The following is a 23,102-nucleotide window of genomic DNA, read 5'->3' as shown; positions in this document are numbered from 1 at the left end:
CAACGGTACTTACAACCTTTTAAAAGTTCAAATCTTATCACTAAATCCATCCAAATTCTTTTAAACGTTTTAATTTTTCATTATTTATACTACAATGTTCTAACGTTATGTGCACATATCCTCTCAAATAAAACGTTCTTTTTATAACTTTTAAAAAAATAGCTTTTTCATCATCTTCATTTAGTTCTTCACATATTTCTTCGCCTATATCTGGAATAACATCCATTTCCAACTCTTTTTTTAAGAAATAATCCGACTTATCTTCTACATTTCTTGCTTCCATGGTTAATTCTACTTTCATTTAATCACCGATTGACTTTCTCATATCCTTCAATGACATCAAATTCGTTTAATTCATCATATACTACCTCTATTCGCACATATTTGAACCCTAAATTCATTCCTTTAATATTATCCCCTACTAACACCATATCACTCTTAGTTTTCAAAGATAAGGTTATTAATTCATCAAATAAAGGATAAAAATTTTTACTGCCAGCTGGAGCATTTTTTTCATATACATAATACTCAGGACAATTTGGTTTATCGTCTGAATGACAATGAGGAACACGTTCACCAGTAACATAGCCATGAGTAACATTAATTCCACATGTAGGGCAATTTCCCTTTATTATGGATTTAAATTCATCCTTAGCTTCTTTACCAATTAAAATAGGTATGTCTTGGCAATATCTATGAGATTCACCATCACTTTCTGCCTCATAATATATCCTTATTTTCATTTTATACCCCCTTTTAAAAATTAATTAATAATTGATTACATAAGGAATGTATTTAAATTAATCTAATTTTAATAAATTAACAAAAAAATAATAAAAATTATATAATAGAAATAACTGAATTTTAATTGTATTTGGCGTCAAGTACATCGGATGCTTCCCGCATCCATATTGTCTAACTCCTAATTGTTGTATTAGGGATAATTTGTAAGCACATTGCAAGGGTTTGGCGACGTATTTGCAATGTGCAATTACAAATTATATAACTATTATCCTATTTTTATCGGGAACAATATATCCAAATTGTAGCTGCAATTAGATCAAAAAATAAATTAAAAAAAATAGTTTTTAATGAACAATAAATGGAAATTTCAATAAATATCTAACCTTTAAAAGCAGCTTCTAAAAGAGTTAATCCAAAAAATATTCCATCTTCTATTACCAGCTCATACATAAGATTAGTATATAACTTTTTACGAGTTGCATCATCTTGATTTTTGGCTATCTCATCTACTTGTTCCTTTCTTTTTTGATTTAGTTCTGCCATATGAATCATATTATGAATGGCATGACTATCAATATTCATTACAGTATTTTCTACTAAATTTCTAACTATATGAGCACTTGATGGTACTCCCCCAGTGAAATTCGCAGGAGCACCATGATGAAGTGCATGATTAAAAGTTGAAGGCGCTATAGGAATAAATTCAGCGTATAATAAATTATCTACGGGCATCGCATGAACAATAAGTCCAAAATTGCTATAATAACCAATCCAATTATTAGTCCAGCCTACTTGATCTATATTAAATGGATTATAAATTATATATCCATATACTTGTTCTACCATCTTTTTATCCCCTCCTATTTGATAAAATCGATATTAATTTATCTTATTAATATATTTTATTGTTAAAAATGTGATATTACTCACAATTTCCATTATAATGATCTCAAACATTCTAATAATGAATACTAACTAAATATAATAGAAATTATTATCTTAATCCTGGAACAAAATGAATTATAGTGTAATATATGTAAAAGGAACCTAAAAAAAGTAATAATATGAAAAAACGAAAATCATTTTTTATCTTCTATTTCATCTAAACAACAGTGTGAACACTGCCTTTGTTTACATATCTCCATTGCTCGCTGTATTCTTTCTTCTTTACTCAACATAGATTAATCCTCTTCAACATATAATTTGTTATGACTACACTTAATATTTTTACATTTCCAATAACCTTTATTTTTTCCACCAAGTGGTGATAATCCCTCTTCACATTCAGGACACATAAAACCAACAGACTCAGGAGTAGGCATTAATTCACCTCCATCTCAGCTAAATAAGCTAAATAATCTTCAACTCCTAAAAGATCTTCTGTCATGATATCTGCAAAACCATACATAACTTCCCATTTTCCAGGTTCAAAACAGCCAGGAGCATAAAGAATAACTTTTTTACCAGAACCTTTAGCATAACCTAATTCCATATGTGCTGACAATCCACAAGGCAATATACATATAATCACATCACACCAATCAATACGTTCTTTATCTTCTTTAAATGCACGTTGAGCTCTGTGATCATCCATCATTTTCAATGCATCTAATTTAAGTTCATCTTCTGTTATTTCTGTCAAACTAAAAACAAACCTTCCCTGTGACTCGTCTGTAAAATCATCAACTTCATAGCCATCTTCTCTTAATAATGTAGCCAATTCATTGACATTGTCTTTGTTTTTCCAGCTTGAAGCAAGATAAATTTTTAATTTATTATTCATAAACTCATCTCCACTTTCTCTAAAATATCACGTGCAATAAAAACAGGATACAACAACCAACCCCTACTATTCTCACGATGAGGTTCAGGCAAAGCATTATGCTTATATAATGTTTCAATTAATCCTTCACTACCTTTAGAATCAACTATTAAAAGTACCATTAATTCATTGAGTCCTAAATCATTACATGCACGTTCTAAATCAGTATAAGGATAGAATATTCCTTTATAGAAAACACCTTCATCATTTTCCATTATTATCCCTCCTATTTTTGTAACCTTGTAACCTTGTAACCTGAGAAATTCCTTGTAACCTTGTAACCTAGTAACTTGCAATTTCCATTTTGTTTTTGCACTGTGTAAGGGGTGCATTCCACACCAAAAAGTTACAACAATTTTAATGCAAATACCCTTTCAAATTACTTCAATTCATGAAACAACTTGTAAAATATGTAACCTAAAAATTAAGTTACACAGGTTACAAGAAGTTACATAAATTTTTTAGTTCTCACCTCTATGGTAAAGTGAATCAACAAACTTACTAAACTCAATTTTAATCACCTTCACAGGTTCAGGTAATCTCACAGGTAAATACTTCCAGCCCATAAGTTCAGCAGTACCCTTCAAAGGCTGACAAACCTTTAATTCCTTCTGCAATTCCTTTTTAAATCCAATAGTCAAACAAACATAATCCTTATTCTTTTTACTATCATGAAAAGGAACCATCCATGGAATTAAACCTTCATTAACAACATACCACACTTTAGCCATAAATGAATCATTAGACTTAACATGAACCGTGGTAAGACGTTCAACAGGCCTATAATCCTCATCAACCAAAGGAGTACGTTTAATCTCCTGATTAATTTTATTAGCAAGTAAAATTCTGATACTTTCCCTTTGTTCATTGTCAATATCTTCCATAGTCTCGGTTTTACTCCACTGCATAAGCCAATCAGGCATATCCATACTTGCATCCAGATATATTAATCTTACGAGAGTATCTGCAACTTCTTTCCAATTTTTCTCAAGTAATTTTGGATCTGCCATTAATTCAACAGCAACAGCCTGAGTAATTGCCTTCAAAGCATTTAACCTACATCGAGGTGGGGCATCTAATTGAAACATTTCTTCAAAACGTGCTACATCCTCTTCTGATTTCTTTTCATTATGTGTAAAATGTAAAGTTAACATTCTACGGTTAAAAGCTCCATCAGGAGGTGCAAACATATTACTAGTAAGTATAACAGGTGAATAACTTGGAACAGCGCCCAGATGACCTACTTTATATCTACTTCTGACAACCTTTTTCATGATAGCATTTTTAATAATCTCAATCAAAGCCTCTTTAGCAAAAACCCCTCCAGGTTCATCTACCACAACCGGAAAAGTAGTTTTACTTAATGCGCCACCTATACGCGCTTCTGTATCAAAACTACCCCCACCAAGGTTATTAGTTTCATCATCAGGCTCTCCCCACATGTATAATATCATTTGGCCTAATGTTGATTTCCCACTTTTAGGCTGCCCATAAAGAAAAAGCCAAGGCATCCAACCGGCACCCATTTGTTTTATTGAAAAACTAAAAGGGGCGATTAAACCCCATTTAAAGATAGTTGCTAATTTAACCTCTAAATCTGGGAAAAATCCTGCAAATTCTTCTAATACTTGAAGTCCTAATTGTAACTCTTCTTTGCCAGGTTCATCAACATCATATTTTGCAGATATTACAGTTCCTGTTTCATGATTATAGAAAAATCCCGGATTTTCTATATCTGTTTTCATTTCAGCTAAACCACGTTGAATAAATAGATTTAAGCTATTTGTAACTGCATCTATCCCATATCGATTATTAGCAATATAGGCCCCTCCTTTGAGGGTCGTTACTATTTCTTCTGCAAATCCCGGTCCTATTATTAATGGTTTGTAACTTCCATTCACTAAGAATTTAGCTTGAAATTGTCGTGGTTCCTCACTTATTGGACTGTCAAATACTGTTAATTCCTCTAAACATACTTCTAAAACTAATGTTTCAACAGGGTCTAATTCCCCTTTTTTATTATATTTTACTGTTTCTCTGAAAGTTGATTTTTTAGATTTATCTAAAATAAGATATGTGTCTGTTCCTAATTCTTTGGTTAAGTTTCCATAGTGTAATGGTTTTTGTATGGCTTTTTGTATTTTATTTTCAAGTTTTAATGCGCTTTTACGTTCCATTTCATTTGATAATACTTCATGTAAAGGGTTTATACTTTCTTCAGGATCTGAGTTGTAGATACGTAGGAGTATTTCTATTTTTCCTATTGTTTTTTCGAATCCTACTTGTTTAAAGAAGTCTAAAGCTGATTCGAATGCAACGTCTTCGTTACGTAGCATTTCAGCTATTTTAAATGATGCGGAATGCATTAATTCATAGGTTAGTATGCTGTCGTGTATAGGTTGTGTGATGTATTTGAGGTGTTCTAATTCATCTTCAGATAAATATCTTGTACCGGGATTTTCGGGTAGTGTGATATTATCATCTAAAATTTTATTTTCTGCCATTAGTTATCGCCGCCATCAAGCCCCTCATTTTTTAGTGTAATGATTTAATTTCCAGTGGTTAACCATACGACCACAATTCTTATTATATTTATAAATAGATACAAACACAGTGAGTTTAGATAGTTGTTTACCCCATACATAAGTGTTTAAGGGCGTTATTGGTATGTTATAGATGGTTGATAGTTTATTGAAGTAGGATTGTGCTTCTGCGAGTGGTGCTTCAGGGTTTATATATTTTAGGTACCAGTTCATGGTGTTGCGTATGTTTCGTATTTTTTCTCTTTTAGTTAATTCAACTAATAAAATTCCCCCAAGGATTAATCTGATTCTTCCTCTTCAATTACTGGTACGTAATAATGTTTTCCTCGGCTATCTCGTTTTAAGAGTTTTTCTTCCATTATAAATCACCAAAAAATAGATAAAAGAAATTAAAGTTCTCCAAGTTTTCCTATTTTAACTTTGTAATCGTCAGTGTCTAAGATTTTATCTTTATTAACTAAGTGTTGGAATTCGCCAAAATAGTCGTCAAGTGAAATACTGCTTGCCATATGTATTTTAACTATGGTAATATTCAGTAAAACTTCTGTGAGGTCATTAACAAGTTTGTCTCGCTTTTTTTCAAGTTTAGTGAGTACTTCTTCGGTTACTTCTTCAGCATTATTGTAATTTACAATTTTTTTTGCCATAATTATTCACCCGCATAAAAAAAATAGTAATTATAGTGGTTTTTTAACCCCGCTTTCCTCTAATCTCCAATTAATTAACTCATCGATTTCTGATTCGGTGAGTTTTTCTTTGTTTCGGATTTTATTCCATATATTATCATTCATAGTTTCGCCGTCCTATTTTGCCTGGTACATAATTAATTTATTTTTAAATCTTTTTTACATTGTTTAAATGCTTCTAAATCGAAATCAGGTAATGATTTATCTCCAAGTTTATTTTCTAAAAGTTTTAAAATGCTTGTTTTTGTAATTTCTACATTAGCGTTATCTAATGTATCAAGTATTTCGCTTAAGTTTGTATTTTTATTTTTAAGGTGTGCTATTTCTTCTTTGGTTAATATTCGTGGTTGGTTTGGTTTTTTTGTCTGTTTTGGAGGTATTATTTCAGATCCATCATCCTGTTTAACAGAATCAGTATCCTCACTTGTTGAATTTGTATCTGGCTTCTTGTTTTTCTGATCATTAATCATGTCAGTTACTTGGTTTTCCTCGTCTTTCTCTGCTTTTATTTCTTCATTATCTCTCCATTCTTGATTTAACACTTTTAACTGTGCTCTACGCTGTGCTTTAGTACATGCATCACGTAAACTAAAATTTTTAAATCGTGCCATGTCTGTTAAAAGTTTTAAAAATCCTTCAGGAGTTAAAATAGGGCTTCCATCGGGAGTGAAGGGTTTGGTAACGTCTTGAAACATTTGGATTTTTTTCTTTTCAAAAAAGATTACTTTGCCCTGTACTTGTCTACTTAAATATTCTAATGCTTTGAGTTGCATTACTGTATTAAAATCATGATGTACTATATCGTCTACATATGTGCCATTTGGGGCATATGCTCGGACTATAGCTTCTGCATAGTCATTTGTTTGTATTTTTTCCAGTATTTTAGTTCTTATTTTTTTAGTGTTTGCTTCATTTTGGACTTTAACAGCGTCTGGAGCTTTTTTATTTTTTGCTACCTCATAGAATTGTCCTTCAGGCACTACTTTCTGATTTTCATTTCTTACTGCAGGTACGTTCATTATTTAACCTCCTGTTGTACATCCTTAACGTTAAAATCAATACTAACCTTTTGCATATTTGGTTGACTGTAATAAGCTAATTTGTTTGCATGTTCCATTTCTAAATCCTTAATCTGCTTTTTAAGTTCTCGAATTTCAGTGTAACGTTTTTCACGTTTAATTTCATAATCAGTTGTGATATCGTCGATCTTATTTTGTGCAGGAGCTAATATTTTTTCTATTTCTAATTTCCATTCAGACTGTTTCTTTATTCCATATTCTGTACGTTTATCGGGGTCATTGTACCATTCATCTTTAGTATCTGCTAATTCTTCTCTCATAGGAGCTAGTTGTTCGTGTTCTTTTTGTCTGCATTGTTTGATTTCGTCTTCTAGTTCGTCGATACGGTCTCTTTTAGATTTTAAACATTTTCGTATTTTTTCTAGTGTGTTAAATTCCCTATCATTCATAGAATTCACCTTATGTTTGTGCTTCTTTCATAAATGATCTTACAGCATCTAAAACAGCGTCTATATCTCTATATGGCAATTTAGTTTCTTCTTTTAAGTAAAGACGTAGCATCTTTTTAGTAAATTCATTTTTATCTATATCTTTCAACGCTTCAGCCACCGCTTCAAACTTTTCATATAATTTATCCAATGTTCTTTCTTCATCTACCATATTTTCACCTCTTTTAATCTGCTAAAATAGCTAAAAACAAAATAGCTGCATAAATCTCACTGCAAAACGACAACCTAAAACTATGATCTCCACAGTCACAAGTCCAAATCTTCCCATGCTCCAAGGTCACATCGTGAATTTTTCCTTCCATGTCTTTGACTTTGAATTTAACGATATTGTTTGTTATTTCAGTTAATTGGACTTTGTCTTGTTTGTATAGTTCTATTCCATGTTTTATTCGTCTTGTTTGTGCTGTTAGTCCTTTTGTGTGTGTTGTTTGTGGTAGCGATTGTGTTATATCTTCATATATACTTTTTTTAACTGCTTCCATTTTTAACACCTTTTTAAAGAATTTTTGAGCAGTTATCGGACTGCTCAACCGACTTCTAAAAATTTATACAGGTTGAATCTGCCCCTGATTAAACAAGGTTTTTTTTCAGATTCATATTGAAAGGGGATGAAGGCAGATATTTAGCGACTACCTGCCTAAAGTCGAATTCAAACACATAAATAAAACCTAAAAACACAGGTTTTTTTATTTACTTTTTAGGTGGACCTGCAGGATTTGAACTCCTGAAAAAACACATTGGCTGAGTGCATACAGGTCCATGATGATTTATTTAGTAGTCCTCCAGGAGTTTGAGCGTATAATGATTGTGTGAAAGGTGGTTTCTCCTGGAGGATTACTTCTCGGTATTGAATTTTTGTTTTACTCCAAATTTTAGGAGGCTGGAGTTTTTTCATCTATTAAAAGATGAGGGGGATGTGAAACCCGCCCCTTGGGGGCAATCACAGGCGGGTTTCGGATAAATGAGGGAAAAAAATTTATAAAATTTTAATTTATTGTGCTTTCTAGTTTAGAGATTGTGAAATCTCTGTTTAAAAAGCTGAAATGATATACAACTTGTTTTATTCCAATTGATATGCTGTGTGTTGTCCTAGTGATTCCAAGTATTTTCATGAGTATAGGATTCATTTAAAACTCTCCTGTATTCACGTCTAAACATCCATTTTTAAGAAATCGAAGCTTTTCAGCCTCAATACAAGCCACTAAGTCATCTGTACCGTATTGATCACAATAGCCTGAGTTTGTACAGTTTTTACATACAGTTTCTTTGAACCAGATTCTTCCTTTTGCTTCTTTTCCTGCCATAAAATCACCTAGAAAAATAATTAAAAATTAGATCCTCCCTTTCTGAAGTTGTTTGACTTTATGGGCCATTGTTCCTTTAGGAGGTTTAACTTCAACCCCTGAATCTTTTATCATTTGAGCTATATCTGCAAAAGGATTGTTTTTAGGAGGTTCATCTCTCTGTAATTCATAGGATTTACCACAGTGAGGACATTCAATTTTATTTTCAAGTATTTCAAACCCCGTCTGTAGTTCTTTGCCTTTTTCACAGTCACAAATTATCTTATCTTTCCTGTATATTGAGAGATGTGCTTTATTTGCCCTGCTGAAGATGTGCGTCCATCTTCCGTACAGTTTAGCGTCCATCTTAGAACACTCCGGTAATTAAATATTTGTTGTTATTTCTTTTATTGAAACATTTTTTAAGCTTCTTATCAAGCTCTGAGTTTTTAGATTTATTTAAATCCATTTCCATAATTTCACACTCCGCTTTTTTTGATTCGCCGTATTTTTTTTGCCATGCAATCCTCGCCGTCATTTTGCCTGGTACTACCCTTAACAGTTTGTACATTTTGTACATTCTGTACAATATTTTATTATTAAAGTTATATTTATAATTTTCTATTTTTGTACAAATTGTACAAATACGCTTATGTGATAAAAAGGTACATATAAGAAGAATGATATAAATATTCAAAAATACAAAGGAGGTGTACTTAGTGGAGTGTGTGCTAATGACAAAAGACGTGCAAAATACTGAAGAAACAAGAACTGCAGCTACAGTTTTTGTGGATGATCTCAACTTAATGAAAGCAATAGCTAGACTAAAATTTAAAAAAGACCCTGTAAATAATGCCTGGAAAGAAGCTGTACAACTCTTTAATAGAGAAAATAAACACCTCTTAGAAGAAGCGTACCAAAAATTAGATGAAAAAGAATCTAAATAGCTTCTTCTACTACCCTTAACATTCTTATTTTTAATTAAATCTAAAATTAATTTAAAATTAATAATCTTACTTATTCTACCCATCAAGGGATTACTTAGGATTAGAGGATCCTTATATAGATCCTCTTTTAGTTCATTCCGCATTTAAGATTCGCCGTCTTTTTTTGCCTGGAATTTTTATCCACTAAATTCGTATGTCTCGAATTATTCACTATCTAGATGTGAACGTGATAATATAATTTCATAAAAATAGATTATACAATATAATATTTAAAATAATAACATAAAGAGAGCGTTTGAAAAGTAAAAAAATAGATAGTACTATTTTTGTAATAAACGCTTCTGATACCTCTCATACACCACAGGATCATCCAACATCGCTTCCATAAACAACTCCAACTTCTCTCGTTTCTCCCGCTCTTCCTGTAAATCTCCTTTAATTTCCTTAACTTCTGGACTATCAATGGTCACAGTCTCAACATTTTCTAAGGTCAAATAATCTAGATGTTTAATATAGCTTTTTTGTAATTCTTCGGGATTAGTAAGATAATATTTTTCACGCATTCCTGGTAATTTCCAACCCATCATATGAGTAACATGTTCATGAATGCATCCTGAATCTGTTAATTGAGTTTCAAAAAACTTACGAAGCATATGAGTAGTTAATTTACCATAGGAATAATCCTTATTCTCATTACTCCATCCTAAACGTTCATTAAGACGGCTAATTGCTGTTGAATAAGCTTTATATCTATATCTTCTATTCCCGCGTTTACAACAACTAAAAAGAGGTCCTTCAACATCTCCTAATCGTTCTAATTCGAGATGTTTTTTAATTAAGTCCACAGCTTCATAAGAAATAAAAGTAAAATGTTCTTGTTCTGTTTTTGTTCTTTTTTGATGGATCCTACAAATTTCATGCCCATCATCTAATCGGATTAAACCCTCATGAAACTGATCTACATCTAATTTTAAAACATCAACTAAAGCTAAACCGCTTGTAGCTTGTGTTAAAATTAAAGCTTTAAGTTTAAATGATTTTGCACCATTTAAAGCAGTTCTTAAATCTTGTTTTGTTAATCCTTCACGCTCGTTTTTTGCTTTAAGGATCTTATCTTTACGCCGTCCTAATTTAGTAGGTGTTTGTATTTTATAGAAATGGAAAAAAGCTGATACTCCTGCGCGTCTTATTCTTGCTGTTGCTATACTGCTATCTGTTTCAATATCGTATTTTCTAATTTTTGAGTACCATTCTTCAATTGATTGTTCCCATGGTGGTACTCTTTCTTCTTGTTCTTTCCATGCAATATTTAATAGCTCTGTTGGTGTTTTTTCAGTTAATATGCATAGTAATGACATTGCATTGAGGTAGTTTTTGATTGTTGCGTCTTTTAGTCCATCTAGCCAGTCTTCTATGACTTTTTCATTTTGTATTTTTAATCGCATGGGCTTGAGGTTTGTTCTTTTCATTGTTTTTGTATTGGGTAAAAGTGGTATATAGCCTTTTCATTTTGGTAGAGACTTTCTGTATTTGCCCCTTCTATTGCCCCACTTCTTGCTGCAGACATGATCTGATTCAATTCATTGTCAGTTCCTAAAAATGAAGCAATTCCTAAAATTAGTATCAGGATAAATCCAATTATCAGGATAAGTTCAAGGGATACCTGGCCTTTAATTTCCATAAAATCTGATTTATTATTAATACATATATAATAGTTTGTCTTAAATTAAGATCCTGTAATTACTATCCAGCTGTACCCTTCAGAGCCATTTACATTTTTGATAGTATATGTTGAGCCGCAGTACATAATGATTTGTGATTCATCCACTAAATAAGAATTTGAAACTTTTTTGGGGATGATATACGATTTACCTGTCATTCCACCTACTGTAACATAAACGCCTGATGAATTAACGTTTATATAATATTTTTCGCCTTTAATGTCATCTGGCAAACTGATGTTAGCTGAATGACCTGTTCCACTGGAATAAACTTTGTTAATTGCTTCTGCAACATTATCTGCAGTCATCCTTGCTTTTGATAGTTCTTCAGTTTGTGAAGTGGTATCCATCCTGTTTGATACAACGGTTACTATGCTTCCAGCTACAATAATAATTAAGAGTGTTGCAAATATCAGGTCAACAGTCATTACTCCTCTGTCATTCATAGTTTCACTATATTACTAATTATATATATAGTAATAGTTCATAGGTGGGAAGATCTGCTCGAAGTTAAATATTTTGTTTTTAAAAGGGATAAGGGAGTAAATAACAATTAGATATGTAAAAAGGGTGTTTAATTAAGTTTTTATCAATTATTTGTATTTTGTAGGTGTTTTATGAAATTAAGTAACAATAATGTAGTTTATATTTGAACAAAAATTGCTTTAATGAATTAATAATTATTTTTAGGACATAATAATTAAAATTGCTCCAAATAGGGGGTTAAAAGTCGTTATTCCATGATTATCCATAATTTTAATATATTAATAATTACATATAATAGTAATAGTTTTCTTTTAGGAGGTGGACGTATCAAGCCAATAGACGGCTTTAATCTTCTGGTAACTCTTCAAGGCCATAAAGATGCACATGCAGGTGAAGAATTAGTGGGAATAGAAGAAATAGAACTAGCACTTTCGAGCTACGAACCCGTTCTTTATATTAAAGAATCACAGTACCCAAATGTTGTTTTGGTGGAATTGACTATGGATCCTGAAGAAGCAGTAGCAATATTAAGCGAAGCTCCAACGACAGTAGTATCTAAGGTTGTTCCAATTGATGCAGTTGTTAAAACAAGAATGGATTCTATTTGGGAGAGAGCAATGCTAATTGCAAGGGAAAAGATGAATTCAGATGATTCATTTGTAGTGAGGTGCGATTTAAGGGGTAGAGAGTACATAGAATCAAAGAATGAACTTATTGAAACAGTAACCAATGAGCTGCTTAATAATATAGATATTAGGGCAGACGAAATAAATCCCGGTTGGATTGTTCAAATCGAAGTAGTTGGCGAAGATACTGGAGTCAGCGTTTTAAAGCCACATCAAATTTTAAAAAAGATTTAGAGATTTTTTATGTATGAAATTTTCTATTTTAGAGGCGGTCTATATAAATTTGATGAACTGGTTGAGTACATAGAAGATATAGGAGGAATGGTACTCCGCAAAGATCGCTTTGAGCTAATTCGTGGTGAATATTTCCTTGCAAACGAAGTTCATGTACTTCTTGTAGTACCAGAAGAAGAAGTTGAAAATACTAAAATGTTAATTGGGGAGATCAAAGGAACAGCCCATGATGTGGAAATTACAGAAGAACAAAAAAGGACACTACTTGCATATCTTTCCATATATGATTCGCTAAACAGGACAGATAAATGGACTGAAGAAGAAAATATAAAGGATGCCATTACATGTCCGTGTTATGCATTATTATGTAACCAACTTGAAGATGAAGAATGTCAACTGGATGCTGACTTAAAACAGATACTCTCAGAAATGTGTACAAACGGTGTCATTGAATACAAAATATCTACTGATGGAAAATATGAGTATCGTCTTAAAAAGACTGATTAAACCTGATTCTGTAACTTATTTATATTAAATAGATAAAAGTTAATTCTATAAAAAATTTAAGGGATACCTATGAATGCTTCTACCATTGTAATTACTGGAATTATCGTTATTTTCATTGGGATCGTTCTTATACTTATTGGAACAGCTCTACAATCTACGTCTCAAAATGAAGAGGTCCATACAGGGGGAGTAATTTTAATAGGCCCTATTCCAATCATATTTGGTAATGATAAAAGCTTAATTGTAGGGGCAATGATCTTTGCTGTTGTAATTATAATTTTGTGGTATTTGCTGATTTACAGGGGTTTAATCTGATTTAATTTTATTTTTTTTAAAATTTGTATTCTAACTTAAAAATATCAATTTAATTATTTCGTTTTATATTGAATCGTTGCACGAAATTATTGTAATTTGACCATTATGAACTGGTTTTGCAGTGTCTATAATTTAAATAATGACACATTTTTTTAGTTTGTGGAAATATTACATTTTGTGATACACATGTGCGAAAATAAAAATAGTAATTATTCAATTATGGTTAAAATTTTAGCTGTAAAACTAAAAATAAATGTGATGGTTTAAAATTTAAACCTTTTAATTTAGGGTCTAAATTATGTCAACATCTTGAACTATTTTAATTTTTTATGCCAGTTCCAGGCAGTTTCTATAATTGTAGACAGTTCATCATATTTAGGCTTCCAGTTTAACTTTTCTTTTGCTTTATCGGAGCTTCCTACGAGAATTGGAGGATCTCCGGCTCTTCTTTCTGCTTCGACTGCCTTGATATCTTTACCTGTTACTTTTTCTGCTGTTTCTATAACTTCTTTTACAGAAAATCCATTTCCATTTCCAAGGTTAAAAAAGTCGCTTTCGCCGCCGTTTTGAAGATATTCGAGAGCTAAAATATGTGCTTCTGATAGGTCCGTGACATGTATGTAGTCTCTAATACAGGTACCGTCTGGAGTGTCATAATCGGTTCCAAATATTTTAATATCTTCCCTTATTCCAGCTGCAACATCAAGGATAAGTGGTATTAAATGAGTTTCAGGGTTATGCAGTTCACCAACTTCACCTTCTGGATCAGCACCTGCAGCATTGAAATACCTTAGCGATGCATATTTTAAACCATATGCGTCACTATAATCTTTTAAGACTGTTTCTACCATTAATTTACCTTTTCCGTAGGGATTAATTGGGTTTTGGGGATGGTTTTCAGTTATTGGGATTTCAACAGGATTTCCATAGGTTGCACATGTTGAAGAGAACACGAAGTACTTTACATTTTCCTCAAGCATTACCTGAAGTAGATTTAAAGTATTTTTAACGTTATTTGTGTAGTATTTTTGTGGATCTTCTACAGATTCTCCAACATAGGTAAATGCAGCAAAATGCATCACTGCTTCAATGGGGTACTTCTTGAAAACAGCACGTATATCATCTATATTACCTAAATCTCCCCTTTCAAATGTTCCCCATTTTACAAAGTCTCTGTGACCATAGCTTAAATTATCGAATATGACAGTTTTAATTCCTTTTTTGTTGATTTCTTTGTTTAAATGCGATCCTATGTATCCGGCTCCACCTACAATTAATATCATTTATTTAACTCCTATTTATGGTTTTTTTAGTTATATATCATTTAAAATGAACCCTATATATGCATTTAGTTACTATTAATTAACTTGTAATTTAATGGTATACCAAAATTTGATTTTCATTTAGTGCTCTCAATTTATTTTTATTTTTTATCCCTAAATATTTAATTTAAATATTGTATTACAATTCAAGGATTTAATATGATTTCAATCACATAAATTAGGATTTTTTGGGACTTAATTTAAGATTGGTATCATAGTTTATACAAGCATATGTACAATCTATATTGGTTCTTTTTTGAAATTATGCTTCATATGAAGATAATATATGAACAGGCCATATCGGTCATGCGATAAACTGTTTTAAAGGTAAGTGCATATTTTATAAAAACATTCTTCCTTGTTAATTTTTAGAAATAGAGTTTTAAATGAGCTGTTTTACTTAAAATAGCTATCGAAAAATTTCGCCCATGGAGAGCTATTATAAAAACTTTTAATATAGCTTTAAATCTAAAAAAGAGATATAAGATGGTCTTTTTTTCGATTTTAAACCAAAAGATTTATATATGATCTTGACTCATTATTAGCTTTGTACTAAAAGACGTCCTAAATGACTAATTTAACATATAGGACACGGAGGCGGTACAATTACGTGGAAATTTAAGAGTGCGTTACTATTTGCGGTAGTAGCAGCAGTCATCTTTTTACCTTCAGTTGAAGGGCTACAAATTCAAAATACGCTAAATGAGAATCAAAAAATAGATTTAAATCAAAATGTGAATGTTCTAAAAGTAAATGCAGCTTCTAAAACAACTAAAAGCAGTGTCGCTGCATATAATGTAGTAGTAACTTCAAAATACGTCATGGCTACTGGTAAATGTACCTGTAGTTTATATACCGATTATAAGTACCACACTAGGGTCTTTAAAAATTATGACCCATCATCACATAAATGGGGAGTTTTGGCCTATGAAGTAGGTTCTGGAAAGAACAACCCGGAAGGTATGTGGTACAGTACAGTAACTGACATGGACTTTTGTTTGATTCATGGAAAATCCCATGATAACAGGGGAAAATATTTAATTCCTTATAATGGGACAATTAATGGTAAAAAAGTAGTTAACGGATATTTTGTGTAAATATTTAATAACTGCTATTTAGAAAAACTGGATTAACGCAAATCCAGATTTTTTATTTTTAAATGATCTAAAAATTTGGTTAATTAAGTTTTAACTGACTATTTTTAAAAACATATGTCTGAATAAATTTATTTTCTTGATTTATACTTCTTATTCACTGTATTATTAATTAAATTCCGCAGATTAATTTGGATATAGTTTTAAATGATAATGTCTTTTAATTAATACATTGTTCCATAATTTACTCATTAATATTACTCTGCTATTTTAGGAATAGTTTAAAAATTAATTGAAGTGAGTTGATTGGAAATGGCTTTCGGAAATAAATTCTAATAGAGCTTTAAATATTAAAATAGATTTTAATGGCTTCTTTTTTGTCGAATTAAATAAAAAAATTTATATGTCATATAAAATTGATTATTATTTAGGTGCGTAATGTCCTATGTAGGTGTATTAATAATTTAGGACTAGGAGGCGATATAATTAAGCGACAATCATTTATCGCAGTTATATTAGTGGTATTTATGCTAGCGTTCATTCTTCCTTCAGTAGGTGCACAATCCACTTCGAATGAAGATGCTAAAATTAGTTTAAATGATAATAGCAGCGTTTTAAAAGTGAATGCAGCGTCCACTACAAAAGCTAAAATATGGTACAAATATTATTATAAAAAATGGTATAAGCACTGGTACAAATCGTGGCATAAACAGTGGTATAAACACTGGTACAAAAGCAACGGAACATGGAAGTACAAGTGGAGATATACCTGGAAGTACACATGGAAATATTCGTTGAAATACACATGGAAATGGTGTTGGAAATATAAATCTGTAGCTACCGTGTCTAAATGCGGCGTAGGAGCATATAACGTGGTTGTAACCAGTAAATATGTTTATGCAACTGGAAGATGCAGCTGCTGCTTGTATAAAGATTATAATTATCATACACGTGTTTTTTATAATTATAATCCTGCAACACACCACTGGGGAGTTCTATATTTTGAACAAGGCCCGGTACAATTGACATCTCCTGAAGGGCTGTGGGTTGCTGGCGATACCGATATGGACTTTTGTTTGATCCATGGAAAATCCCATGACCACCGTGGAGTTTATTTAGTTCCTTACAATGGTGTCATTAATGGCAGAAAAGTTGTAAATGGATATTTCACCAATATAATTGTTAAAACAACTACAACAACTAACACTACAAAAACGACAAACAGTACAAATGAAACCCGATGTGCATAACTGGCAATTGTAAATACAATTTAAAATATGATTATGTGAATACCTCTTTTTTTTTATTTTTTTGATCTATTAAATGGGATAAATGGAAAATGCGCAGCTTATTTTTAAATTTATATATTGAATTTTACAAATCATTGAACTAGTTTTTCGGTGAAAGAACTTTTAAAATAATTTACGAAATTATTTGGAAATTGAAAAAAATAGAAAAGATTTAATTTATATTTACATTACATCTATTTCCCGGCTTGGTTTTTCCCTTTCTTCAGTTAAAGGCATTCTAATGGTTAATAATCCGTTTTCATATTGTGCACTGCCTTTATCTGGATCAAAATCGTGAGCAAGTACCCAGCATCCGTTATATTCTGTATTTCTTCTTGGGGCTCTAACACAGAATGTATTTTCAGTCACGTTAATGTTTATATCTTCTTTTTTCACGCCTGGAAGCTCTACTTCCATTATGTATTCATCTTCAGTGTGATATACAAATGTTGCAGGGGAAACAGGTATTTTTTCAGTATTTCCTTCTTCAGCCATAAGATCACCATGTAATACTTTTATTAAAATTAGTATTTAAATATTTTTATATGGATTATCAAAGCTTAAATATAAAAATAACTATTTTTTTAATCTATTTATGGCACTTAAACCCTTAATTAAGTTTTAATATTAAAATTAAAAAAAATATATTACAAATTTAAAATTTACAGCAATAATATTCCCCATTCCATAAACGTAATTTAACGTTTATACATATAAAACAAATTAAATTACATAAACATAAAAAAGATCCACACTTAATAGACTTCTTAGAAAACCAACATCTCAAACCAGTATCAATAGACCAATATACCAGACAACTAAAACAGTACTGCAAATTCACAAAAAAGACTCCTACAGAATTAATAGAAGAAGCTGAAGAGGAAGAAAGAATACGGATGAAAAACCGTAAAATAAAGAAATACTTGCAACAATACGTACATTACCTTAAAACAGAAAATAAAAGCCCTAATTACATAACAAACAGTATATGAACAATAAAAACATTTTACAAAGAATTTGAAATAGAATTACCCCACATACGCTGCAATATTCATGATGAAGATAAATTAATAACTATCAAAGATATACCCACCAAAGAAGACATTAAGAAGATATTAAAATATGCTAACTTACGATACGCTGCAATCATAAAGTTTATGTTGAGTTCAGGAATGGGACAAGCTGAAGTAAGACATTTAACTCTTAATGATTATTTAAAAACACATGAAATCACTGATTTTGATATATCCGATATAGACTTATACAAAAATCGCGTCAAAAAGAGACTAATATTCCTATGTGGGGTATAAGGTGTATTAAAACAGGAATGCCGTATATTACATTTAGTTCTCCTGAAAGTAATAAAGCAATAAATGACTTTTTAGAAGATACATTTAAACATGTTTCTACGTCCAAGATGATATTTTATTTGGTTTTGAAGGAAATGTAATGAAAGCTAAATCTGTTTCAATGCATTTTTCCAGGTTAATGATACTGCTGGTTTTGGGTGGTATGGAAGGCAACGATTTTTTAGATCTCATAGTATTCGTAAATTTTTTGTTTCAACACTTAAAAATAATGGTTTGATAGTTTGGATAGTGAATGGCTTATAGGTCATAAAGTAAGTAATGTGACTGAAGCTTATATTAAGCAGGATATTTATTGATTGAAAAAAGACTATTTGGATGTTTTGCCTTATTTGAGTATTGAACGTATTGAGACTGTTACTTTGAATCTGATGAAGTTAAAGGGCTTAAACAATCATTTGAGGAAAAATTAGCTGAAAGGGATAAACAAACTAAACCTTTAATGTGGCCTGTTAAAGTGGTTAATTCAGATCCTGAGCTTGCAGAACAGTTTAAAAAATCAGCTATAAAAAATAATATAAAATAAACTATTTTTTTATTTATTAACGAAGATAGATCCACTTTTCCATGTACAAAATGCGCATTATGTAATAGGAATTTTACTTTACTTTTGAAAAATCCCTTTTATTTATTTTTTATTTTTATCGGGACTAAATATTTCCCAATAGATCCAGCTGATGACCTGTAAAAAAAAGTATTATGGAGTCAGGGTAAAGTTGTTCAGGAATCTTAATATTAATGGTCTAATTCAAATTATTATTTTTATGGTTATATACTTTACATTTTTATGATTAGATGAGGCTGCATATGTGTGAGTTATTTTTTATTTAAGCTAAGCCAAAATTTTTCTATGGAATGTACTACCTTTTTATTTTCTTCTAAAGTTTTTGGTTTATATAACAATAAATTAGGGCAGTTTTGTATTTCAATTGTTTCTATTTCATTTAAAGAACTTAAAATAACTGTAGGGATGCATTTTATAGCTTCTCTTTTAATAATTATATCTAAAATTTTTTTCCTAACTTCATTATGGTAAGTTATGATATCAGATATTATGAGGTCTGGTTTTCCTGATTTTTTGAATTCATTTGTTTGAAATATCATTTTCAAGGCTTGTTCTGCATTTCCAGCGAAACTTATATTGTATGAAAGTTCAGAATATTTGAAAGCTTCAATTAACAGCTCCAAATTTTTTGGATTTCTTTCAATAATCAGAATTTCAACGGGGTTTACATTATTTGGAGTGACCATAGTAATATTATTACCTAAATATTTAATAAATATTGTGAAATTATTACAAAAAAAATAACCGGGACATCACAAAGAAGTCCAGGAATACTTAATGTTAATGGCAAATTTAACTATTGTTATATGTTATATATACTTTGCATCTTTTGTGAATAGATGCAGCTGCACATTTATGACTTATTATTTTCAAAGAGTATAATACATTTTCATAAAAATATATGTCAAAACAGGCATTAAACGCTACATCTTAACGTTATAATACTCCCCATCTTTCTTTTGGATTTTTTTGATTAAACCCTTATTTTCAAGGGATACGATAATTTGGTACATCTGGAGGTTATTCAATTTTAAATCACCATAAAGAAGATTTCCTTCTAAAAAATGCCTTGAAATAAACCCATCACTGGCTAAATTTGTGATAAGTTCAAATGTTTTTTTCTCTGTCTGATTAAGGTCTTCTCTTAAAACGTCTGCCCTTGATTCTACTGCATTAATCTTTGCATCGACTGCATTAGCTTTAATATAATTATCATTTCGGGATATGAGGTCCTTATTTTCTAAATTTGTTAGTATATCTTTAAATTCAGTTTCTGACATGGAAAGGTCTAACTTTAAAATATTGGAAGGTACTCCGTTACTGTATTCTGCCTGAAAATATTTAATCTGGTTTAAAACTAGATTTTCTTTTTGGGTAATGGTAATCATTTAATCACATCTTTTAATGTTTAGAAGTATTTTTACATATTTTTGATGATATCAGTTTTAAATAATGAAATTCACTATATAACTTTCTGATTCAACATACTAATAGTTTTCAATGGTTTAAAATGATAAATTGTATGATGATTTATAAGGTAATCATGATGTGTTGGTATTGAAAATTAAAAATAGAAGCTAGATTCTTTTATGTATATTTTAGATACTGTATACTGAACTCATTTATAATACAATATTTAGTTAAATTATTATCTAACATGGGATAATAGTTAAATCATGAACTCAAATCTTATAAGAATTGGAATAATTCTTATGGTCATAGGAGTAACTTCGGCATCTGGCTGTACGCAGGAAAAGCAAACTAATACAATTACTGTTGGAAATTCTACATTTAAACCAAACCCAATGTATGTTACGTCAGGAGCAATGGTTAGATGGACTAATCAGGATAATACTCCCTGTAAAATAGTAAGTGATACTGGAAACTTTGAGAGTCCAACTTTAAACAAAGGAGATACATTCACATATACTTTTGATAAAGAAGGAGAATATAATTACTATGATGGATTAAATTCATCAATAAGAGGCAGAGTTATTGTAGAATGAAAAAAAATTACATAATTAAAACTGGTTTTATGTTTAAAAAAATAATAAAAGGTAGAATATAAAAATTCTACTTTTAACAATTTATTATTACCCTAAAAATGGTCTTGCTATTGTTAATAGGATTATTATAGTCACTATGATTCCTATTACAATTAAAGGTACTCCTGCTTTGAGTATCTCTTTAATGTTTACATATTTTGTACCATAAGCCATTGCTACTGTTGGGTCTGCCATTGGCAACATGAATGATAGGCTACATGCTATTGCAACTGGTACTGCATAAACGCCTATTGGTTGTCCCTGTGCTTGCGCTAAAGTCACTGATAATGGTATCAAAATAGCTGATAATGCTATATTTGACATTACCTGGGTGATGATTACACCTATAATCATGAGTACAAGCATTATCAGCAGTGTTGACGGATTGCTTCCTAACATGGCTACAATATCTTTTATTAACCATGAAGCTGCTCCTGTGTTGAGTAATGCTGCCCCTAAGCTTAATGCCCCTCCAAAGAAGATAATTAAACCCCAATCAACATTGGTTTGAGCATCTTTCCAGTCAACAACACCAAATATGAAGTAGAGGACCGCACCGATCAGTGCAACAGAGTAACTGTTAATTCCTGTGAAACTTGCTGTAACCCATAGAAGTATGGTAAATAGCAGTATTCCAAGTGTTATTTTCTCTGTCTTTGTTATAGAGCCTAACTCTTCTATTTTTGAAGTGATTGTCTCTTTTCCACCTATTATTCCTTTAACTTCAAATGGGAACATGAAACCAAGGAATTTCCATATGATAAGCATTAATACTATTGCCAGTGGAAATCCGAATATCATCCAGTTTAAAAATGGTAGATGAGTATATGCTGCTGCCATCAGGTTGGGAGCAGTTCCTATCTCTGTACCTAATCCACCGGCTAGAGAACCGTAGGAAGCTCCAAGAACCATAGCTTTTGCAAAATTACTTTTTCCTTTTTCAGCATCGTTAATACCCATTAAAGGTATAATCTCCTTAATGATAGGTAACAGCATGGCGAATGCCACTACGTTTTCAATCCACGCTGAAAGAATTCCAGTTGAGAAAACTGCAACAAAAAGGCTTCTTCCAGGACTTGTACCTAACTTATTGAGCATTGCATAGGTTAACCGCTGTGCAAGTCCGCTTTTACGGATTGCTTCTGCTATGATGAACCCTCCAATCATCAAGAATATGATTGGATTTGCAAAACCAATTACTGCATTATCAAAACTTTCTACTCCAATTATAGGTTGTATGAAAAGTATAATTAAAGAAGTAACTGCTAAATGTACGGACTCAGTCGCCCACATTATTATGGCGAATACAAGCAGTGCAATTGCAGCATGCCCCTGATAACTCAGACCATTTAAAGGAATTAGCATAACCACTATAAATGCAATTATGGCCAAAGGCATGCCTAAATTCTTTAAATTTAAATTCGTTTTAAAGCCTCCAAATATTTCATATTTGGGGTTCAGGAAAATACGTAGTATTTTCCTTCAACCTCCAAATCTTTGATTTGGGGTTCCAAACACATCGTGTTTGATAACCTCCAAAAAATTTTTAATTTTTATGGGGTTCCAAAAATTCAGAATGAATTTTTGATAACCTCCAAAAATTCCCCTCAAAATTCTGCGAATTTATCACATTTGCGAAGCATAATTTACAAATATTTTATAGTTGTGTTCCAAAAATCATATAGATTCTTGAGAACTTCGCAAACATGTGAAAATCCATCGAAATTTATAATTTTATGCATCAAAAATTACGTTTTTGATAGTTTTTGCATGTTTCAATTTTCATAATTACGGAGCTATGTTCCATAAACATTGAAAATCTTCGATTTTTGATAGTTTCAATATTTTTGGAGTTCAGAAAAAACATAGTTTTCCTTAAACCCCATTAATTTTAACAGATTATTTACGGAACATCATATAATATAAATATATTTCATAATGATTAATAATGTGAATTATCGGGCTGTATGTTTATTAG

Annotated in this window: 32 protein-coding genes; 8 read left to right on the top strand and 24 right to left on the bottom strand. The window is 31.1% G+C overall.

Going from position 1 to position 23,102, the window contains the following annotated elements; all coding sequences use genetic code 11:
- Nucleotides 1-40: 40 nt before the first annotated feature.
- From AAGU07_RS02450 to AAGU07_RS02375, 16 genes are all read right to left on the bottom strand, one after another.
- Entirely contained in the window at nucleotides 41-301 is a 261-nt protein-coding gene (locus AAGU07_RS02450; RefSeq protein ID WP_342457635.1) for a hypothetical protein, read from the bottom strand.
- A gap of 4 nt (nucleotides 302-305) precedes the next feature.
- Nucleotides 306-743 (bottom strand): hypothetical protein, encoded by a 438-nt coding sequence (locus tag AAGU07_RS02445; RefSeq protein WP_342457634.1) that lies wholly within the window; start codon nucleotides 741-743, stop codon nucleotides 306-308.
- 379 nt (nucleotides 744-1,122) lie between these two features.
- Nucleotides 1,123-1,590, bottom strand: coding sequence for a hypothetical protein (locus AAGU07_RS02440; protein ID WP_342457633.1), 468 nt, complete (start codon nucleotides 1,588-1,590; stop codon nucleotides 1,123-1,125).
- Between the two features lie 335 nt (nucleotides 1,591-1,925).
- Complete coding sequence (locus AAGU07_RS02435) at nucleotides 1,926-2,066, bottom strand: hypothetical protein (protein WP_342457632.1); 141 nt, start codon at nucleotides 2,064-2,066, stop codon at nucleotides 1,926-1,928.
- Nucleotides 2,066-2,527, bottom strand: coding sequence for a hypothetical protein (locus tag AAGU07_RS02430; RefSeq protein WP_342457631.1), 462 nt, complete (start codon nucleotides 2,525-2,527; stop codon nucleotides 2,066-2,068). The genes AAGU07_RS02435 and AAGU07_RS02430 overlap by 1 nt, the downstream gene beginning before the upstream one ends.
- The gene (locus tag AAGU07_RS02425) at nucleotides 2,524-2,781 is read right to left on the bottom strand and encodes a hypothetical protein (protein ID WP_342457630.1); all 258 of its coding nucleotides are present in this window, start codon (nucleotides 2,779-2,781) and stop codon (nucleotides 2,524-2,526) included. Before AAGU07_RS02425 ends, AAGU07_RS02430 begins: the two co-directional genes overlap by 4 nt.
- Before the next feature lie 246 nt (nucleotides 2,782-3,027).
- The gene (locus AAGU07_RS02420; RefSeq protein WP_342457629.1) at nucleotides 3,028-5,070 is read right to left on the bottom strand and encodes a hypothetical protein; all 2,043 of its coding nucleotides are present in this window, start codon (nucleotides 5,068-5,070) and stop codon (nucleotides 3,028-3,030) included.
- Between the two features lie 428 nt (nucleotides 5,071-5,498).
- The gene (locus AAGU07_RS02415) at nucleotides 5,499-5,756 is read right to left on the bottom strand and encodes a hypothetical protein (RefSeq protein ID WP_342457628.1); all 258 of its coding nucleotides are present in this window, start codon (nucleotides 5,754-5,756) and stop codon (nucleotides 5,499-5,501) included.
- 176 nt (nucleotides 5,757-5,932) lie between these two features.
- A complete protein-coding gene (locus AAGU07_RS02410) occupies nucleotides 5,933-6,814 on the bottom strand; it encodes a hypothetical protein (RefSeq protein WP_342457627.1) in 882 nt (293 codons plus the stop codon).
- The gene (locus tag AAGU07_RS02405) at nucleotides 6,814-7,263 is read right to left on the bottom strand and encodes a hypothetical protein (protein WP_342457626.1); all 450 of its coding nucleotides are present in this window, start codon (nucleotides 7,261-7,263) and stop codon (nucleotides 6,814-6,816) included. The genes AAGU07_RS02410 and AAGU07_RS02405 overlap by 1 nt, the downstream gene beginning before the upstream one ends.
- 10 nt (nucleotides 7,264-7,273) lie before the next feature.
- Complete coding sequence (locus AAGU07_RS02400; RefSeq protein WP_342457625.1) at nucleotides 7,274-7,474, bottom strand: hypothetical protein; 201 nt, start codon at nucleotides 7,472-7,474, stop codon at nucleotides 7,274-7,276.
- A gap of 13 nt (nucleotides 7,475-7,487) precedes the next feature.
- Nucleotides 7,488-7,805 (bottom strand): hypothetical protein, encoded by a 318-nt coding sequence (locus AAGU07_RS02395; RefSeq protein ID WP_342457624.1) that lies wholly within the window; start codon nucleotides 7,803-7,805, stop codon nucleotides 7,488-7,490.
- A 504-nt stretch (nucleotides 7,806-8,309) separates the two neighbouring features.
- Entirely contained in the window at nucleotides 8,310-8,450 is a 141-nt protein-coding gene (locus tag AAGU07_RS02390) for a hypothetical protein (RefSeq protein ID WP_342457623.1), read from the bottom strand.
- Nucleotides 8,451-8,627: a hypothetical protein gene (locus AAGU07_RS02385; protein ID WP_342457622.1), complete on the bottom strand. Its 177-nt coding sequence runs from the start codon at nucleotides 8,625-8,627 to the stop codon at nucleotides 8,451-8,453.
- Nucleotides 8,628-8,654: 27 nt separating this feature from the next.
- Nucleotides 8,655-8,972, bottom strand: a complete 318-nt coding sequence (locus tag AAGU07_RS02380; protein WP_342457621.1) for a hypothetical protein — start codon at nucleotides 8,970-8,972, stop codon at nucleotides 8,655-8,657.
- A 1-nt stretch (nucleotide 8,973) separates the two neighbouring features.
- Nucleotides 8,974-9,177, bottom strand: coding sequence for a hypothetical protein (locus AAGU07_RS02375; protein WP_342457620.1), 204 nt, complete (start codon nucleotides 9,175-9,177; stop codon nucleotides 8,974-8,976).
- Nucleotides 9,178-9,340: 163 nt separating this feature from the next.
- Between AAGU07_RS02375 and AAGU07_RS02370 the strand changes: the two genes are divergently transcribed.
- A complete protein-coding gene (locus AAGU07_RS02370) occupies nucleotides 9,341-9,553 on the top strand; it encodes a hypothetical protein (protein ID WP_342457619.1) in 213 nt (70 codons plus the stop codon).
- A gap of 320 nt (nucleotides 9,554-9,873) precedes the next feature.
- Here the strand turns inward: AAGU07_RS02370 and AAGU07_RS02365 are convergent, their stop codons facing one another.
- Genes AAGU07_RS02365 through AAGU07_RS02355 form a run of 3 tightly spaced genes read right to left on the bottom strand, consistent with a single transcriptional unit; the run spans nucleotide 9,874 to nucleotide 11,720 of the window.
- Nucleotides 9,874-11,022, bottom strand: a complete 1,149-nt coding sequence (locus AAGU07_RS02365) for a site-specific integrase (RefSeq protein WP_342457618.1) — start codon at nucleotides 11,020-11,022, stop codon at nucleotides 9,874-9,876.
- Entirely contained in the window at nucleotides 11,019-11,234 is a 216-nt protein-coding gene (locus tag AAGU07_RS02360; RefSeq protein ID WP_342457617.1) for a hypothetical protein, read from the bottom strand. Before AAGU07_RS02360 ends, AAGU07_RS02365 begins: the two co-directional genes overlap by 4 nt.
- Nucleotides 11,235-11,279: 45 nt before the next feature.
- Nucleotides 11,280-11,720 carry a hypothetical protein gene (locus AAGU07_RS02355; protein WP_342457616.1) on the bottom strand — a complete coding sequence of 147 codons (441 nt, stop codon included), beginning with the start codon at nucleotides 11,718-11,720 and terminating at the stop codon, nucleotides 11,280-11,282.
- 294 nt (nucleotides 11,721-12,014) lie between these two features.
- Here AAGU07_RS02355 and AAGU07_RS02350 point away from each other — a divergent pair, with 294 nt between their 5' ends.
- The 3 genes from AAGU07_RS02350 to AAGU07_RS02340 all read left to right on the top strand — a co-directional run bounded on the left by AAGU07_RS02350 (nucleotide 12,015) and on the right by AAGU07_RS02340 (nucleotide 13,442).
- Nucleotides 12,015-12,620: a THUMP domain-containing protein gene (locus AAGU07_RS02350; RefSeq protein ID WP_342457615.1), complete on the top strand. Its 606-nt coding sequence runs from the start codon at nucleotides 12,015-12,017 to the stop codon at nucleotides 12,618-12,620.
- Between the two features lie 9 nt (nucleotides 12,621-12,629).
- Nucleotides 12,630-13,127, top strand: coding sequence for a methyl-coenzyme M reductase family protein (locus AAGU07_RS02345; protein WP_342457614.1), 498 nt, complete (start codon nucleotides 12,630-12,632; stop codon nucleotides 13,125-13,127).
- A 69-nt stretch (nucleotides 13,128-13,196) separates the two neighbouring features.
- Nucleotides 13,197-13,442: a DUF131 domain-containing protein gene (locus AAGU07_RS02340; protein ID WP_069583700.1), complete on the top strand. Its 246-nt coding sequence runs from the start codon at nucleotides 13,197-13,199 to the stop codon at nucleotides 13,440-13,442.
- Nucleotides 13,443-13,756: 314 nt separating this feature from the next.
- On the opposite strand, the gene galE is transcribed toward AAGU07_RS02340, so the two are convergent.
- A complete protein-coding gene (gene galE, locus AAGU07_RS02335; protein ID WP_342457613.1) occupies nucleotides 13,757-14,725 on the bottom strand; it encodes a UDP-glucose 4-epimerase GalE in 969 nt (322 codons plus the stop codon).
- A gap of 773 nt (nucleotides 14,726-15,498) precedes the next feature.
- On the opposite strand from galE, the gene AAGU07_RS02330 reads away from it, so the two are divergent.
- Together AAGU07_RS02330 and AAGU07_RS02325 are read left to right on the top strand one after the other, a co-directional pair.
- Nucleotides 15,499-15,861 (top strand): hypothetical protein, encoded by a 363-nt coding sequence (locus AAGU07_RS02330; RefSeq protein ID WP_342457612.1) that lies wholly within the window; start codon nucleotides 15,499-15,501, stop codon nucleotides 15,859-15,861.
- A 524-nt stretch (nucleotides 15,862-16,385) separates the two neighbouring features.
- Nucleotides 16,386-17,108, top strand: coding sequence for a hypothetical protein (locus AAGU07_RS02325; protein WP_342457611.1), 723 nt, complete (start codon nucleotides 16,386-16,388; stop codon nucleotides 17,106-17,108).
- Nucleotides 17,109-17,330: 222 nt separating this feature from the next.
- Here AAGU07_RS02325 and AAGU07_RS02320 read toward each other — a convergent pair whose 3' ends face one another.
- Entirely contained in the window at nucleotides 17,331-17,642 is a 312-nt protein-coding gene (locus AAGU07_RS02320) for an Hsp20/alpha crystallin family protein (protein WP_069583696.1), read from the bottom strand.
- An 802-nt stretch (nucleotides 17,643-18,444) separates the two neighbouring features.
- Between AAGU07_RS02320 and AAGU07_RS02315 the strand changes: the two genes are divergently transcribed.
- Entirely contained in the window at nucleotides 18,445-18,597 is a 153-nt protein-coding gene (locus AAGU07_RS02315; RefSeq protein WP_342457610.1) for a hypothetical protein, read from the top strand.
- A 733-nt stretch (nucleotides 18,598-19,330) separates the two neighbouring features.
- Here the strand turns inward: AAGU07_RS02315 and AAGU07_RS02310 are convergent.
- Complete coding sequence (locus AAGU07_RS02310) at nucleotides 19,331-19,765, bottom strand: hypothetical protein (protein WP_342457609.1); 435 nt, start codon at nucleotides 19,763-19,765, stop codon at nucleotides 19,331-19,333.
- A 237-nt stretch (nucleotides 19,766-20,002) separates the two neighbouring features.
- Nucleotides 20,003-20,467: a hypothetical protein gene (locus AAGU07_RS02305; RefSeq protein ID WP_342457608.1), complete on the bottom strand. Its 465-nt coding sequence runs from the start codon at nucleotides 20,465-20,467 to the stop codon at nucleotides 20,003-20,005.
- Nucleotides 20,468-20,755: 288 nt separating this feature from the next.
- On the opposite strand from AAGU07_RS02305, the gene AAGU07_RS02300 reads away from it, so the two are divergent.
- Nucleotides 20,756-21,085, top strand: a complete 330-nt coding sequence (locus tag AAGU07_RS02300; protein WP_342457607.1) for a cupredoxin domain-containing protein — start codon at nucleotides 20,756-20,758, stop codon at nucleotides 21,083-21,085.
- A gap of 87 nt (nucleotides 21,086-21,172) precedes the next feature.
- On the opposite strand, the gene AAGU07_RS02295 is transcribed toward AAGU07_RS02300, so the two are convergent.
- On the bottom strand, nucleotides 21,173-22,522 hold the full coding sequence (locus AAGU07_RS02295) for a DASS family sodium-coupled anion symporter (protein ID WP_342457606.1): 1,350 nt from the start codon (nucleotides 22,520-22,522) through the stop codon (nucleotides 21,173-21,175).
- Nucleotides 22,523-23,102 lie beyond the last annotated feature (580 nt).

The organism is Methanobacterium sp., assembly GCF_038562635.1.
Lineage (GTDB): Archaea > Methanobacteriota > Methanobacteria > Methanobacteriales > Methanobacteriaceae > Methanobacterium_D.
The sequence above is the reverse complement of the archived record's forward strand: the minus strand, read 5'-3'. Positions and strand labels throughout refer to the sequence as shown.